At 72.3% G+C, this 14,491-nt stretch carries 13 protein-coding genes; 8 read left to right on the top strand and 5 right to left on the bottom strand.

The window, feature by feature from the left end:
• Positions 1–544: 544 nt before the first annotated feature.
• Genes ABEA34_RS23820 through ABEA34_RS23835 form a run of 4 tightly spaced genes read right to left on the bottom strand, consistent with a single transcriptional unit; the run spans position 545 to position 3,498 of the window.
• Positions 545–1,486 (bottom strand): ROK family glucokinase, encoded by a 942-nt coding sequence (locus ABEA34_RS23820; protein WP_345524260.1) that lies wholly within the window; start codon positions 1,484–1,486, stop codon positions 545–547.
• Entirely contained in the window at positions 1,483–1,869 is a 387-nt protein-coding gene (locus ABEA34_RS23825; RefSeq protein WP_345524261.1) for a hypothetical protein, read from the bottom strand. Before ABEA34_RS23825 ends, ABEA34_RS23820 begins: the two co-directional genes overlap by 4 nt.
• Before the next feature lies 1 nt (position 1,870).
• Positions 1,871–3,064: an ArsA family ATPase gene (locus tag ABEA34_RS23830; protein ID WP_345524330.1), complete on the bottom strand. Its 1,194-nt coding sequence runs from the start codon at positions 3,062–3,064 to the stop codon at positions 1,871–1,873.
• Complete coding sequence (locus ABEA34_RS23835; RefSeq protein WP_345524262.1) at positions 3,061–3,498, bottom strand: SRPBCC family protein; 438 nt, start codon at positions 3,496–3,498, stop codon at positions 3,061–3,063. Before ABEA34_RS23835 ends, ABEA34_RS23830 begins: the two co-directional genes overlap by 4 nt.
• 85 nt (positions 3,499–3,583) lie before the next feature.
• Between ABEA34_RS23835 and ABEA34_RS23840 the strand changes: the two genes are divergently transcribed.
• The 8 genes from ABEA34_RS23840 to ABEA34_RS23875 all read left to right on the top strand — a co-directional run bounded on the left by ABEA34_RS23840 (position 3,584) and on the right by ABEA34_RS23875 (position 14,211).
• Positions 3,584–5,383: an AMP-dependent synthetase/ligase gene (locus tag ABEA34_RS23840; RefSeq protein WP_345524263.1), complete on the top strand. Its 1,800-nt coding sequence runs from the start codon at positions 3,584–3,586 to the stop codon at positions 5,381–5,383.
• A 229-nt stretch (positions 5,384–5,612) separates the two neighbouring features.
• Positions 5,613–6,341: a Flp pilus assembly protein CpaB gene (cpaB, locus tag ABEA34_RS23845; RefSeq protein ID WP_345524264.1), complete on the top strand. Its 729-nt coding sequence runs from the start codon at positions 5,613–5,615 to the stop codon at positions 6,339–6,341.
• Positions 6,342–6,409: 68 nt separating this feature from the next.
• Complete coding sequence (locus ABEA34_RS23850; protein WP_345524265.1) at positions 6,410–7,600, top strand: CpaE/TadZ family protein; 1,191 nt, start codon at positions 6,410–6,412, stop codon at positions 7,598–7,600.
• 4 nt (positions 7,601–7,604) lie between these two features.
• Positions 7,605–9,065, top strand: a complete 1,461-nt coding sequence (locus tag ABEA34_RS23855) for a TadA family conjugal transfer-associated ATPase (RefSeq protein WP_345524266.1) — start codon at positions 7,605–7,607, stop codon at positions 9,063–9,065.
• A 5-nt stretch (positions 9,066–9,070) separates the two neighbouring features.
• The gene (locus ABEA34_RS23860) at positions 9,071–11,005 is read left to right on the top strand and encodes a type II secretion system F family protein (protein WP_345524267.1); all 1,935 of its coding nucleotides are present in this window, start codon (positions 9,071–9,073) and stop codon (positions 11,003–11,005) included.
• Position 11,006: 1 nt separating this feature from the next.
• Positions 11,007–11,930: a type II secretion system F family protein gene (locus ABEA34_RS23865; RefSeq protein ID WP_345524268.1), complete on the top strand. Its 924-nt coding sequence runs from the start codon at positions 11,007–11,009 to the stop codon at positions 11,928–11,930.
• On the top strand, positions 11,930–13,549 hold the full coding sequence (locus ABEA34_RS23870) for a sensor histidine kinase (RefSeq protein WP_345524269.1): 1,620 nt from the start codon (positions 11,930–11,932) through the stop codon (positions 13,547–13,549). Before ABEA34_RS23865 ends, ABEA34_RS23870 begins: the two co-directional genes overlap by 1 nt.
• Positions 13,546–14,211 (top strand): response regulator transcription factor, encoded by a 666-nt coding sequence (locus ABEA34_RS23875; RefSeq protein WP_345524270.1) that lies wholly within the window; start codon positions 13,546–13,548, stop codon positions 14,209–14,211. The genes ABEA34_RS23870 and ABEA34_RS23875 overlap by 4 nt, the downstream gene beginning before the upstream one ends.
• Here the strand turns inward: ABEA34_RS23875 and ABEA34_RS23880 are convergent, their stop codons facing one another.
• Positions 14,212–14,406: a Flp family type IVb pilin gene (locus tag ABEA34_RS23880; RefSeq protein ID WP_345524271.1), complete on the bottom strand. Its 195-nt coding sequence runs from the start codon at positions 14,404–14,406 to the stop codon at positions 14,212–14,214.
• Between the last annotated feature and the right edge of the window lie 85 nt (positions 14,407–14,491).

Consider the following 14,491-nt stretch of genomic DNA (forward strand, 5'->3'; position numbering starts at 1 on the left):
CCGAGTCGACCCGCAGCCAACGCACATCGCCCTGCCCACGCTGCGGGGGTCTCGACGACGCTCGCTGGCGCTCGCTGCTCGACCACCGAGGCAAGCCGCAAAGCCGGGCAGCGACCGCAACCCACCTGCCCGCCGTACCCGGCGTAGCTGCCTATCGGCGACCGACCCGCACGGACCCGCAGCCATCGCACATCGCCCCGCCTACGCTGCGGAGGTCTCGACGACGCTCGCTGGCGCTCGCTGCTCGACCACCGGGGAAGCCGAAAAGCCGGGCAGCGACGCCGACCCAAGACCGCCTCACCCGGCGTAGCTGCCTATCGGCGACCGACCCGAGTCGACCCGCAGCCATCGCACATCGCGCTGCCTACGCTGCGGGGGTCTCGACGACGCTCGCTGGCGCTCGCTGCTCGACCACCGAGGACCCGCAAAGCCGGGCAGCGACGCCGACCCGCGACCGCCGTACCCGTCGTAGCTGCCTATCGGCGAACAACCCCAGCGGACCCGCAGCCCGCGGTGACCGCACTACCTTCACTTCCACTGAGCGTCAGCGGCGGGAGAGGTCTGCGGCGCCGATGAGACCGGCCTTGTTGCCGAGGCGGGCCTTGCGGATCTCGGGGATCGGGCGGAAGCCACGGCCCACGAGCTGGCCGGCGAAGGCGGTGCGGGTGGGCTCGAGGAGCAGGTCCCCCGCCTCGCTCACGCCGCCGCCGATGACCACGACGCCCGGGTCGAGGATCTCGGTGAGGGACGCGATGCCCTCGCCGAGCCAGCGGCCGAGCTCGGCGAGCTGCTGGCGGGCGCCCTCGTCGCCGTGCTGTGCCGCCTCGGTGATGAGGGGGCCGGTGATCTTGTTGAGGTCACCGCCGGCGCGCTCGAGCATGCCGCGGGCGATCATCGCGCCGCTCATGGCGAGCGAGCGGGCCTCGCGCACGAGGGCGGAGCCGCTGGCGTACTGCTCGAAGCAGCCGTGCTTGCCGCAGCCGCACAGGATCCCGTTGGGCACGACCCGCATGTGGCCGATCTCGGCGCCGACGCCGTTGGCGCCGCGGTAGACCTCGCCGTCGAGGACGAGCCCTCCCCCGACACCGGTGCCGACCGTGACGAGCAGCAGGTCGTCGGCGTCGTGGCCGGCGCCGTAGACGAACTCGCCCCAGGCCGCGGCGTTGGCGTCGTTCTCGATGACCACGGGCAGGTCGACGCGCTTCTCGAGCTCGCCCTTGAGGTCCTCGTTGCGCCAGGCGACGTTGGGGGCAAAGAGCACGACGGCGCGGGCCTTGTCGACGTACCCGGCCGCGCCGACGCCCACGGTCGCGATGTCGTGACGCGAGCGCAGCTGCGAGACGAGGCCGGCGATGGCCTCCTCGATCGCCTCCGCGTCCGTCGCCGGCGACTCGACGCGCAGCTCCTCGACGATGGTGCCGTTCTCGTCGACCACGCCACCGGCGATCTTGGTGCCGCCGACATCGATCCCACAGGCCAGGCTCATCGGTCTCCCTCCTCGGGATCAGTCTGTACGTCGGGCTCGTCCGGCCAGTCACCGGTGTCGTCCAGGTCGATGTGCTCGACGCCGCCAGGGGCGGTCCGGCCGTCCGGCGACGCGGCCGAGAGCAGGCCGGCGAGGGCCTGGAGCGCTCCGGTCGCCGCCAGGGCGAGCTGTTCCTTCACCTCGGGGCGCAGGTCGCGCACCAGGTGCACGGTCCGGCAGATCGGGCAGTAGGTGCACTCCGGTGCACCCGTGGCCAGATGGCCCTCGAGGTCGGGCGTGGCGTCCTTGGCCCAGTCGGACAAGGCGCCCAGCAGCTTGACGGCCTCCTCGGCCACCGTGCCGACGTCCGGCGCGTGGCCCGGCTCGTTCGTGTCCCCGCTCATGTCACCTTCCAGCCTCGTCCACGGGGTCCTCGACGAACCGCACCTGCAGTTCCCCCTGCTCCACCCGGGCCCCGGCGATGCGATAGCGCGCCAGACCGGAGGGGAGCGTGATCAGTCGACGATACGATCCCACGGTCACGACCAGATCGTCGCCATTGCGCGCCAGATCGACCTCGGCGCGTGACACCAGCGGCAGCGAGAGCCGTAGCACGGCACCGTGCTCGCCGCTGCTGATCCGGAACGGACCCCGCGCCTTCGACGTCGCCAACGGGTCGGCGCCGTCGTACACCTCGCGGGCGAGCGCGGTCAGCGCGTCCACCCCGACGGGCTCGCGGGGGCGGTACGGCGAGCGCCAGATCGGCAGCCCGGCGAACGACTCCGCCACCCGCTCGAGCACCTCGTCCTGGGCGACCACCCAGCCCGCGCGCCAGTCGTCGGCGCCCTCGGCCGGGAAGATCCGGTTGGCGACGACCCCGTCCACGCGGTAGCCGAAGAGCGACAGCGTCGTGTACGCGCGCCGCGCCTCCGCCAGCACCACGTTCTCCGGGGTGAGCACGATCCGCACGCTGGCGTCCGGGCCGCTGAGCAGCGCGCGGACCTCCTCGAGCTCGGCGTGCAGCCGCTCGAGCGCGTCGAAGACCGAGTCTCCGGGCATCGGTACGCCGGCCGCGCGGCTGAGCACCGGGCGCAGCGCCTTGACCACGCGCCGCTCCACCGGCAGCACCCGCTGCATGTACCAGCCGAGCGCCTCCGGGAGCGCCAAGAGTCGGAGCGTCTCGGCGGTCGGCGCGCAGTCGACGACGATCACGTCCCAGGCACCCGACAGCGCCTGCAGCCGCAGCTCCAGGAGCGCCAGCACCTCCTCGGCGCCGGGGATGACCGTCAGCTCCTCGGCCGCCACCGGGTCCAGCCCCGCGACGTCGAGGATCGAGAGCAGGTAGCGCTGGATGTCGGCCCAGGACTGCTCGAAGCGCAGCTGGGCGTCGACCTGCTGCACGAAGAGCCGGTCGGCGACCTCGGTCGGCTCCGCGCCGATGGAGCCCGGTGTGCACCCGAAGGCGTCCGCCAGCGAGTGGGCGGCGTCGGTCGACAGCACCAACGTACGGCGACCCTCGGCGGCCGCGAGTGCCGCCGTACCGGCAGCGACAGTGGACTTCCCGACCCCTCCCTTGCCGGTGAGCAGGAGGATTCTCAGAGCGACTCCACGCGCTTCTTCAGACCCTTGAGCGCGGTGTCGATCAGGATCTTCTCGCCCTTGCGCTTCAGCATGCCGATCAGCGGGATCGAGACGTCGAGCGCCAGTCGGTAGGTCACCTCGGTGCTGCCGTCGCCCCGGTCGGTGAGCGTGTAGGCGCCGTCGAGCGCGCGCAGCATCTTGCCCTCGACCAGGGTCCAGGTGACCTCGTCGTACCCGTCCCACTCGTAGGCGAGCGTGTACTCGTCCTTGATCGGGCTCACGTCGAGTGCGAAGAACACCTGCTCGGCCCAGCCGTCGTCGCCGTCGACGGTGACCTCGGCCTTCGTCACGCCCTTGGCCCACTCGGGGTAGGCGGCGAAGTCACCGATCACCGCCATGATGTCGGCGGGGGCTGCGTCGATCACGATCGACGAGGTCGTCTGCTCGGCCATCGTGTCCCCCTGGGTGTCGTGGGCGGTTCGGGCAGCGAGCGTACCGGATCGACCCGGTCCCGGGCCCGCGCGGTAACCTCAGCCGGTGCGCGAGTTCTCGACCCCCCTGACGACCGAGATTCCGTCCACCGGCAATCTCACCGACGACGTGGTGACCAACGCCCGCGAAGCCGGTTCCGCTGTCCAGTTCAGCCGCCGCTCGGGCGCGCCCGACGCGGGCTGGGAGGACGTCACCACCGCGGAGTTCCTCGCCGAGGTCAGCGCCGTCGCCAAGGGCCTGATCGCGGCCGGCATCGAGGTCGGCGACCGGGTCGCCCTGGTCTCCAAGACCCGCTACGAGTGGACGCTCTTCGACTACGCGATCTGGTTCGCCGGTGCGGTCACGGTGCCGATTTACGAGACCTCCTCGGCCGAGCAGGTGCACTGGATCCTCAGCGACTCCGGCGCCCGCGCGGTCGTCACCGAGACCCCCGACCACCTCGCCCGGGTGCGTGAGGTCCGCGGCGACCTCGACGACCTCAACCACGTCTGGTCGATCGCGGACAACGCCGTCGACACGTTGAGCCGGCTCGGCGGGGACATCTCCGACGAGGAGCTCGAGAAGCGGCGTACGACGGCGACGCCCCTGGACCTGGCGACGCTGATCTACACCTCCGGCACGACCGGCCGGCCCAAGGGCTGCATGCTCACGCACGGCAACTTCATGTTCGAGCTCGGCGTGGCGGTCAACGAGCTCGACGAGCTCTTCCTCGACCACAAGGGCTCGACCCTGCTCTTCCTGCCGCTCGCCCACGTGTTCGCGCGGATCATCCAGGTCGGCTGCATCAAGTCCCGCACGCGCCTCGGCCACTCGGCCGACATCAAGCAGCTGCTGCCCGACCTCGCCGAGTTCAAGCCGACCTTCATCCTCGCGGTCCCCCGCGTCTTCGAGAAGGTCTTCAACACCGCCTCGCAGCGCGCGACGGCCGACGGCCGCGGCAAGATCTTCGACGCCGCAGCCGAGACGGCGATCGCCTACTCCCGCGGCATCGAGCGCGGCAAGATCCCGGTGCGGGTCCGGGCCAAGCACGCCGTCTTCGACAAGCTCGTCTACGGCAAGCTCCGCACCGCGCTCGGCGGCGAGTGCGAGTACGCCGTCTCCGGTGGCGCGCCGCTCGGCGAGCGACTGGGCCACTTCTACCGCGGCATCGGCCTGGTCGTCCTCGAGGGCTACGGCCTCACCGAGACGACCGCGGCGCTCAGCGCCAACCTCCCGGACGCGACCAAGATCGGCACCGTCGGGCGACCGCTGCCCGGCACCGCCGTACGCGTCGCCGACGACGGCGAGCTGCTCTTCCGCGGCGGTCAGGTGATGGCCGGCTACTGGCACAACGACGAGTCGACCGCCGAGGTCCTGGAGAGCGACGGCTGGTTCCACACCGGCGACCTCGGCGAGGTCGACGACGAGGGCTTCGTCCGGATCACCGGGCGCAAGAAGGAGATCCTGGTGACCGCCGGCGGCAAGAACGTCGCCCCCGCGGTCCTCGAGGACCGCCTCCGCGGCCACCTGCTGGTGGACCAGTGCATCGTCGTCGGCGACGGCCAGCCCTTCATCGCGGCGCTCATCACGCTCGACCGCGACTCGGTCCCGTTGTGGGCCGAGCAGCACGGCAAGGGCACCGACATCGCCGCCCTGGTCGACGACCCGGACCTGCGTGCCGAGATCGAGACCGCGGTCGAGGAGGCCAACAAGGCCGTCTCCAAGGCCGAGTCGATCCGCAAGTTCACGATCCTCCCGGACGAGTGGACCGAGGAGGGCGGCCAGCTCACCCCGAGCCTCAAGCTCAAGCGCAACGTCGTGATGCGCGAGCTCAAGGACGAGGTCGCGGCCCTCTACGTCGGCTGACGCGCCTCATCCTTATCGCACAGGCTGCATCGATATCGGCTGAACGGCCCGTCGACGAGACCGGTCCAGACCACTAGAACCCGTTTCGGACAGATCGGGTCGCCCCGTCCTAATCTGCTCCTGCTTCAACCCCGGCGGGGGCGGGGGTTGACGGCTTCGGCCGTCGCCCATTGTTCTTCGACCGCGCCCGGGTTCCGAGCACGGTCACTCTCGGGAAGGTTTGGCGACCGTGGTCCATCGGAAGTTTCTGCTCGTCGGAGCGGTCCTCGCCGCCGTGGCCGGCGCGGCACTCGTGTTCCTGTACGTCCGCAGCGCGGACGCACGGGCGGAGAGCCGCTTCGACCCCGTCCAGGTGCTGCGGGCGACCGTCGCGATCGAGCCCGGTGAGAGCATCACCGCCGCGTCGCAGAGCGGCAAGCTCACGCTCGAGGAGGTCCCCCGCGACCAGGTGCTCCCCGACGCGCTGACGAGCATCGACGCGCTCGGCAAGCAGGTCGCGCTGACGCGGATCTACCCCGGCGAGCAGATCGTCGCCGCGAAGTTCGGCAGCGACGCGGCACCGCCGAGCGCGCTGCAGATCCCCAAGGGCCAGATGGCGATCTCGGTGAACCTCACCGACCCGGCGCGCGTCGCCGGCTTCGTCAACCCCGGGTCCGAGGTGGCGATCTTCGTCAACGGCACGGAGGAGGACGGCAAGGCCTACACCCGACTGCTCCTCGACCGGGTGACCGTGATCGGCGTCGGGTCGACCACCCCCGTCGCCACGACGACGACCGACGACGCCGGCCAGGCGACGACCGAGGCGCTCCCCCGCACCCTGCTGACGGTCGCCGTCGACCAGGCCGACGCGCAGCGGGTGCTCTTCGCCGTCACCAACGGTGAGCTGGCGTTCGCGCTGCTCACCGAGGGCAGCGCCGTGGCGCCCGCCCCGCCGGTCACCGCCGACTCCCTGTTCTGACAGGGGTCACCCAGCACCACCGCGATGCACCAGCAGTTCCAGAGCACCAACTCGGAGGGAAGCTCGAAATGCCGATCGTCGTCGACCCGGACAGCAGCGCAGTGGCTGCGCTCCTGGCCGCCTTGCCCAGCAGCGCCCAGCCGTCCTCGCACGGCGTACCGTCCGGAGACCGCCTGCTCAGGTGGCTCGACGAGCACCCGACGGAGTACGTCGTGGTGATCGGCCCCACCATGCCGTTGGAGGAGGCGCTGCTGCTCTGCGAGGGGCTGCGGGTCGCGCGGCCCACGCTGAGCCTCGTGCTGGTCCGGGCACAGCTGGAGTCCGCGATGCTCACCCGCGCGATGTCGTCCGGCGTCCGCGAGGTCGTCGCGCTCGGCGACACCGCCGGCCTGCTCGGCTCCGTGGGTCGTGCCGAGGAGCTGCACCTCGCGCTGCGGGGTCCCGGGAGCGCCGGACCGGCGGGCCGGATCGTCACCGTCTTCTCGCCCAAGGGCGGGGTCGGCAAGACCACGCTGGCGGTCAACCTCGCGGTCGCGCTCAGCAAGGGCGGCGTCAAGCGGGTCTGCCTGGTCGACCTCGACCTCGCCTTCGGCGACGTGGCGATCACCCTGCAGCTGCTCCCGACCCACTCGATCGAGCACGCGATCGGCTCGGAGGCCGCGGTCGACCTGCCCCTGGTCGAAGGCCTGCTGACCCGGCACGAGGCGTCGATCATGGTGCTCGCGCCGCCGAGCCACCCGGACGTCCGGGAGCGCATCACCGCGCTGCTCGTCTCGCGCATCCTGGCCGCGCTGCGCACCGGCTTCGACTACATCGTCGTCGACACCGCGCCCGACTTCGACGAGCACACCCTCACCGCGCTCGACGAGAGCGACGAGTGCGTCATGGTCGCCACGCTCGACCTGCCGACCCTCAAGAACGTCAAGATCGGCCTGGCCACCCTCGACTCGCTCGCGATCGCGTCCGGCCACCACCACGTGGTGCTCAACCACGCCGACGAGGACACCGGGCTGACGATCCAGCAGGCCGAGGAGATCCTCGCCCGCCGGATCCAGGTCCGGATGCAGACCTCGATCGACGTCGCCCGGTCGACCAACCAGGGCGTCCCGATCATGTCCAGCCAGCCCGAGCACGCGGTCAGCAACGCGATCCGCGGCCTGGCCGCCCAGCTCGCCGGTGGGGCCGCGGACCCGTTCGCGGTCGCCGAGGAAGATCCGCGGCGCCGACGGTCCGGCCGCCGCATGAAGCTGCGGAGGTGACCAGATGACCACACTGTCCGAGCGGCTCGCCGCCCTGCGTCAGGCCCAGCAGGCCGGCGCCGTCGTACCCACGCCCCGACACGACGTGGTCGAGGTCCCGACCGACTCCCCCGTCGCGGGCAAGCGCCGGGCGACCCCGGCGCCCACCGAGGTCGACCTCCGTCCGCGCGGCGTCCGGACGTCGTCCGCCGACGAGGACCGGCTCGACGAGGTCCGCTCGATCGTGCACGGCGAGCTCCTCAAGACCCTCGGCCCGCAGCTCTACGAGGCCGAGATGGACCAGGAGGAGCTCGACCAGGAGCTGCGCACGATCCTGGCGGACGTGCTCGGCGCCCAGGAGCGGCCGCTGAGCGCGAGCGACCGGCTCCGGGTGACCCAGGAGATCCGCGACGACATCATCGGCTACGGCCCGATCGAGCCCTTCCTGCACGACGCGGAGGTCTCCGAGGTCATGGTCAACGGGCCGGACAGCATCTTCGTCGAGCGCAACGGCCGCCTGACCGCGGTGCCGGCGCGCTTCGCCGACGAGGACCACCTGCGCCGCACCATCGACAAGATCGTGTCGCGCGTCGGCCGGCGCGTCGACGAGTCGAGCCCGATGGTCGACGCGCGGCTGCCCGACGGTTCGCGGGTCAACGCCGTCGTGCCGCCGCTGGCGGTGGACGGCTCGATCCTGACCATCCGGAAGTTCGCCGCCGACCCCTTCACCGCGGAGGACCTGGTCCGGTTCGGCACCCTCACCCGGACCGCCCGGGACTTCCTCGACGCCTGCGTGCGCGGCCGGCTCAACGTCGTGGTCTCCGGGAGCACCGGCGCCGGCAAGACCACCACGCTCAACGTGCTGTCGTCGTTCATCCCGACCGACGAGCGGATCGTCACGATCGAGGACGCCGCCGAGCTGCAGCTGCACCAGGACCACGTCGTACGCCTCGAGTCACGGCCGTCCAACATCGAGGGCCGGGGCGCCGTCACCATCCGCGACCTGGTCAAGAACAGCCTGCGCATGCGGCCCGACCGCATCATCGTCGGCGAGGTCCGCGACGCCTCCGCCCTCGACATGCTCCAGGCGATGAACACCGGTCACGACGGCTCCATCTGCACGGTCCACTCCAACGGTCCGCGGGACACGCTCTCCCGCGTCGAGACGATGGTGCTGATGGCGGGCATGGACCTGCCGATCCGCGCCATCCGCGAGCAGGTGGCGTCGGCGGTCGACCTCATCGTGCACCAGTCGCGCTTCCGCGACGGCAGCCGCCGAATCACCCACATCACCGAGGTGGAGCGGATGGAGGGCGAGGTCATCACCCTCCAGGACATCTTCGTGTTCGACCACTCGCAGGGCTACGACACCGACGGCCGGGTGCTCGGCCGGCTGGTCTCGACGGGCCTGCGGCCCAAGCTGCTGGACAAGCTGCGCGAGTCCAACGTGACCGTCGACCCGATCATCTTCGCGACGGCCGGGTGACGTCGATGACCCAGACCCCCCGGCTCCGGAGGACGCTGCGCACGGCGCGCGCCACGCTGGTGTGCGCCCTCGCTGGTGTGTTCGTCGCAGGGCCGCTCGTTGCGGGGCCGGCGGCAGCAGCAGCCGACGACTCCGGGGCCGGGGTCACCCACGTCGAGATGGCCGGCGGCCGGCTGCGCGTGCTGGTCTCGGTGCCGCCGGGCACCGACGTCGACCTCGACGGCGTGACCGTGACCGTGGACGACCAGAAGGCCTCTGCACGGGCCGAGTCGGCCGGTGCCGCGGGTCGGGTGCGCCGTACCGTGGTGCTCGCCATCGACACCAGCGACTCGATGCGCGGCGAGCGCGCCGACGCGGCCCACGCGGCGGCCCTGGGCTTCCTCGACACGGTGCCGCCGGACGTCTACGTCGGCATCGTCACGTTCGACGGCGAGGTGGCCACCCCGCTGCCCCCGAGCCTGGACCGGGACGCCGCCCGCGCGGTGGTCGACGGGCTCGGCTTCGGCCACGGGACCCGGCTCTTCGACGGCGTGAAGGCCGCGATCACGCTCGCCGGCGACCAGGGCCAGCGCTCGCTGCTCGTCCTGTCCGACGGCGCCGACACGACCACGACGCCGCTGGCCGACGTCACCCGCCGGCTCGAGGACGGCGAGGTGCTGCTCGACGCGGTGTCCCTGCGGGCGAAGGACACGTCCCTCGCCGCGCTCGCCGCCGCCGGCAACGGACAGGTCATCAGCGCCGAGCCCGACGCGCTCGCCGCCGCCTTCGCCGAGGAGGCCGACGCCCTCGGGCGTCAGGTCCTCGTCACGGTGACCGTGCCCGACGAGGTGACCGCCACCGAGGCCAACGTCTCCGTGCGACTCCCCACCGACCACGCGACGCTCAGCGCCACGGCGTACACCACCGTGCGCCGGCACGCGGCCACCCCTCCGGCTTCGGCGCCGGTCGCCGCAGCCGTCGACGACCCGCTCGAGCTGCCGGACTGGGCGGTGTACGCCGGGATCGCGGCCATCGGCGTCGCGCTCCTCCTGGTGCTCCTCGTGCTCGTACCCGCCAAGCCCAAGCCGATGGGCGCCGCCGCCCGCGTCGACGCCTACCTCGGCGGCCAGCACGCCGCCGAGCAGACCCGGCAGGCCGAGACCCTGGCGCCCGTGCGCGAGGCCGCCGACCGGATGCTGTCGCGCAACCGCGGCCTCGAGGAGCGGATCGGCCTGCGGCTCGAAGGTGCCGGCAGCGAGCTGCGGCCCGCCGAGTGGCTGCTGGTGCACGCCGGCATCGCGGTCGGTACGACGGTCCTGTGCCTGCTCCTCAGCGGCGGCGGCGTGCTCCTCGGCCTGATCGGCCTCGCCCTCGGCGGGTTCGGCCCCTGGATCTACCTCGGCTTCAAGCGATCGCGGCGGCGCAAGGCCTTCAACGCGGCCCTGCCCGACGCGCTGCAGCTGATGGCGGGCGCCCTCGAGGCCGGTCTGTCGCTGTCGCAGTCGGCGGACACGATCGTCAAGGAGGGCATCGAGCCGATCGCCTCGGAGTTCCGCCGTGCGCTGGTCGAGACCCGCCTCGGCGTCAACCTCGAGGACGCGCTCGACGGGGTCGCCGAGCGGCTGCAGAGCGAGGACCTCGGGTGGGTGGTGATGGCGATCCGGATCCAGCGCCCGATCGGCGGCAACCTGGCCGAGCTCCTGGGCACCGTGGCCGCCACGATGCGCGAGCGGGAGTACATGCGTCGGCAGGTGGCCGCGCTGGCCGCGGAGGGCAAGCTCTCGGCGTACGTCCTGGGCGGCCTGCCCCCGGCGTTCCTGCTCTACCTCCTCGTGTCCAACCGCGACTACGTGATGCCGCTCTTCACGACCCCGATGGGTCTGACGATGCTGGTCGGCGCCGGGTTCCTGCTCGCCGTCGGGGTCTTCTGGATGAGCAAGATGGTGAAGGTGGAGGTCTGACATGGTCCTGCTCTTCGTCCTCGGCTGCGGCCTCGTCGCCGTCGCCCTGGCCCTCACGGCGGCCGCCCTGCGGCCTCGCGTGCAGACCGGAGGTGTCGCCCGGTCCATCGCCGTCCTCGAGTCGATCACGTCGCCGGCGCCGGTCGCGCTGACCCGCGAGATCGACCCGCCGTTCGGCGAGCGGATCCTCGAGCCCCTGCGCCGCCGCGCCCTGCGCATCGGGCGCCGCCTCACGGGTGCCGACTCCTCCGAGCGGATCCGCCACAAGCTCGACCTCGCCGGCAACCCGGCCGGCTGGACGGTCGACCGGGTGGTGTCGGCCAAGGTGCTGTGCACGTTCGTCGGCTTCGCCGTCGCGCTGGCGGTCTCCCTCGTGCTCGGGGTCTCGCCGACCATGCGGATCGCGCTGCTCGCGATCGGCGCCGGGATCGGCTGGTTCGGCCCCAACCTCTACCTCTACCAGCGCACCTACGAGCGCACCGAGCTGATGCAGCGCGAGCTGCCCGACTCCATCGACCTGCTGACGATCTGCGTGGAGTCCGGGCTCGGGTTCGACGCGGCGATCCAGCAGGTCGCCCGGAGCACCGACGGTCCCCTGGCCGACGAGCTCAACCGGATGCTCCACGAGATGCAGATCGGGATGGGCCGCGGCGACGCGCTCCGGGCACTCAGCGAGCGCAGCAACGTCGCCGACGTCCGCTCGTTCGTCGGCGCGATGGCCCAGGCCGACGCCTTCGGCATCCCCGTGGCCCAGGTGCTGCGCACCCAGTCGCACGAGATGCGCGTACGCCGCCGGCAGCGGGCCGAGCAGCGGGCCCAGCAGGTGCCGGTGAAGATCACCGTGCCGCTGATCTTCTGCATCCTGCCCTGCCTCTTCATCGCGGTGATGGGTCCGGCCGCGATCTCGATCATGGACTCCTTCTGATGGCCACCCTGGGCGGCTCGGCGATCACGGCGTCGCAGCGCCGGAGGCGGGGCATGGCCGGCATCGCCCGCGTCTTCGGCCTGGTGGCCGTGCTGGCGCCGGCCCTGTCCTCGCAGGACGGCATGGTGCTCCTCGGCGTGGCCACCGTCGGGATGGTCTGGGCCACCACCCAGGTCGCCGAGCACCGCCTGGTGCGCGGGGTCTTCACGGTCGAGCTGGCCAGCGCGGCGCTCGTCGGGCTCGTCTGCGCAGTGACCTGCACCCTCGCCACCGAGTCGGGTCCCGGCATCCTCGGGGTCCTCGCGATCCCGCCGGTCACCGCCGCCATCCTGCGCGGTGCCCAGGCCGGCATGTTCGCGCTGGCCGCGGGCATCGGGGTCTTCGTGACCGGGACGTGCCTGGCCGACGCGATGACGCTGACGCTGGCGAGCACCACCTTCACCTGGCTGCTGACCGGCCTGGGCTTCGGGCTCATCGGCGCCGCGCTGCACAGCACGCTGCTCGGCTCCGACCAGCTCGCCGCCCACCGCAGCGCCCAGTCGCTCATCCACCAGCTGGCGTCGGTCTCGGACCGCCTCGGCTCACCGCTGGAGCCCGAGGTGCTCGGCACCGACCTGCTCAACCGGCTCAGCGCGTCGCTCGGCGCCGCGGACCTGCCGGCCCGGGGCCTGATGCTCCAGGCCCCGACCGACGGCACCCTGGTCTGGGTCGCCGGCGCCTCGGCCGGGACCGGGTCGCACCTGGCCGCGGAGGCCGTCGTCAGCGGCCGGCCGGCCATCGGCGGCCACACCTTCGCGCTCCCCCTCACCAGCGACGGCCGGGTGGTCGCGGTCGTCTCCGGGCACCTGTCCCCCACCGTCGACCGGATCGCGCTGGGCGAACGCCTCCAGCGGCTCGGCTCCGGCCTGGAGGACCAGTCGGTCGTGCTCGAGACCGCGCTGCTCTTCACCCGCTTCCGCAACACCGCGACCGTCGCCGAGCGGCGCCGGCTCGCCCGCGAGATCCACGACGGGGTCGCCCAGGACCTCGCGTCGGTCGGCTACCTGCTCGACGCCATCAACGGGCACCCCGACCCGCTGGAGCAGGCCCAGCTCCTCGAGCAGCTCCGCGGCTTCCTCGGCGAGGTGCTCGCCGACCTCCGCCGCGCCCTCGTGGAGCTGCGCACCGACACCGGCCCGGGCCAGAGCGTCGGTGCCGCGCTGGAGGACCTCGCCCGCAACGTGGAGAAGCTGACCGGCATCACGTTCCACGTGCGCCTCCACGAGGAGGGCACCCGGCTGCGCCCCGAGGTCGAGGCCGAGCTGCTGCGCATCGGCCAGGAGGCGATCACCAACGCCGTGCGCCACTCCGAGGCCAGCACCATCTGGATCACCTGCCGGGTCGCGGCGCCGTACGCCGAGGTCACCGTCAGCGACAACGGCCGGGGGCTCGGCGAAGCCCGGGCCGACTCCCACGGCCTGCAGATCATGCGCGAGCGCGCCCGCCTCATCGGTGCCGAGCTCGCGCTCACCGCCCGCCCCGGTGGCGGCGTGGTGCTGAAGGCACGGGTGCCCGCGGCACTCGTCACCAACGATCTCGACCCGGACCTCGGGTCGCAGTCCGGAAAGGTCCCCGCATGAGCGACACGGCCCCCCACTCCCCGACCACCGTCCTGCTCGTCGACGACCACGACCTGGTCCGGGCCGGGCTGCGCGGGGTCTTCGACCGCGAGCCCGACCTGACGGTCGTCGGGGTGGCCGGCACCGTCGCCGAGGCGATGGCGGCGTACGCCGAGCTGCGCCCCGACGTCGTCGTGACCGACCTCCAGCTCCCCGACGGCACCGGCATCGACATCGTGCGCGCGATCCGTCGCGGCAACGACCGCACCGGGCTGGTGATGCTGACCATGCACACCGGTGACCGGCCGCTGCTGGCCGCGATGGACGCCGGCGCGTCGGCCCTCGTCGGCAAGGACGCCCCCTCCTCCGACGTGGTCAACGCGGCACGGCGTTCCGTGGTGTCACCGCGGTCGTTCGCAGCGGCCGGCCTGCTCCAGGCCCTCGGCCGTCGCGCGGCCCGCGAGTCGGGCCGCCTGTCCGACCGCGAGACCGAGATCCTGCGGCTGCTCGCCGACGGCCTGGGCATCGGCGAGATCGCAGCAGAGCTGTACATCAGCCGGTCGACGGCCAAGACGCACGTCGCCCGGATCTACCAGAAGCTCGGAGCCGCCAACCGGGCCCAGGCCATCGTGATCGCAATGCGGACCGGGCTGCTCTCCAGCGTGGACTCGATCGGGGTCTAGCTACTCCTGGCAGCTGCTGGGACCGCCGCCCGAGGTCGCCATGTGCCCGGCCAGGTCGTCGCAGCCCGGGTCGAAGAGGGTGTCGCGCACGGTGCTGCCGAGCAGGAAGACGACCGTCGCGATGACGGCCGCGATGCCGGCGATCAGGAGGCCGTACTCGACGGCCGAGGAACCGTGCTCGTCTCGAGATCGCATCGGCCACTCTCCTGTAGATGGTGCAGAAATGTGTTTCGGCCGTGGTCCGCGTTGCGGGGGTCGCGGACCACGGCCGAAGACAGGG

Source organism: Nocardioides conyzicola, assembly GCF_039543825.1.
Taxonomy (GTDB): domain Bacteria; phylum Actinomycetota; class Actinomycetes; order Propionibacteriales; family Nocardioidaceae; genus Nocardioides; species Nocardioides conyzicola.

Excerpts from the sequence above, each read along its gene's own strand:
- ABEA34_RS23855 (WP_345524266.1), top strand. The coding sequence starts at position 7,605 with ATGACCACACTGTCCGAGCGGCTCGCCGCCCTGCGTCAGGCCCAGCAG.
- ABEA34_RS23875 (WP_345524270.1), top strand. The coding sequence starts at position 13,546 with ATGAGCGACACGGCCCCCCACTCCCCGACCACCGTCCTGCTCGTCGAC.
- ABEA34_RS23865 (WP_345524268.1), top strand. The coding sequence starts at position 11,007 with ATGGTCCTGCTCTTCGTCCTCGGCTGCGGCCTCGTCGCCGTCGCCCTG.
- ABEA34_RS23820 (WP_345524260.1), bottom strand. The coding sequence starts at position 1,486 with ATGAGCCTGGCCTGTGGGATCGATGTCGGCGGCACCAAGATCGCCGGT.
- ABEA34_RS23825 (WP_345524261.1), bottom strand. The coding sequence starts at position 1,869 with ATGAGCGGGGACACGAACGAGCCGGGCCACGCGCCGGACGTCGGCACG.
- ABEA34_RS23870 (WP_345524269.1), top strand. The coding sequence starts at position 11,930 with ATGGCCACCCTGGGCGGCTCGGCGATCACGGCGTCGCAGCGCCGGAGG.
- ABEA34_RS23860 (WP_345524267.1), top strand. The coding sequence starts at position 9,071 with ATGACCCAGACCCCCCGGCTCCGGAGGACGCTGCGCACGGCGCGCGCC.
- ABEA34_RS23850 (WP_345524265.1), top strand. The coding sequence starts at position 6,410 with ATGCCGATCGTCGTCGACCCGGACAGCAGCGCAGTGGCTGCGCTCCTG.
- ABEA34_RS23835 (WP_345524262.1), bottom strand. The coding sequence starts at position 3,498 with ATGGCCGAGCAGACGACCTCGTCGATCGTGATCGACGCAGCCCCCGCC.
- ABEA34_RS23880 (WP_345524271.1), bottom strand. The coding sequence starts at position 14,406 with ATGCGATCTCGAGACGAGCACGGTTCCTCGGCCGTCGAGTACGGCCTC.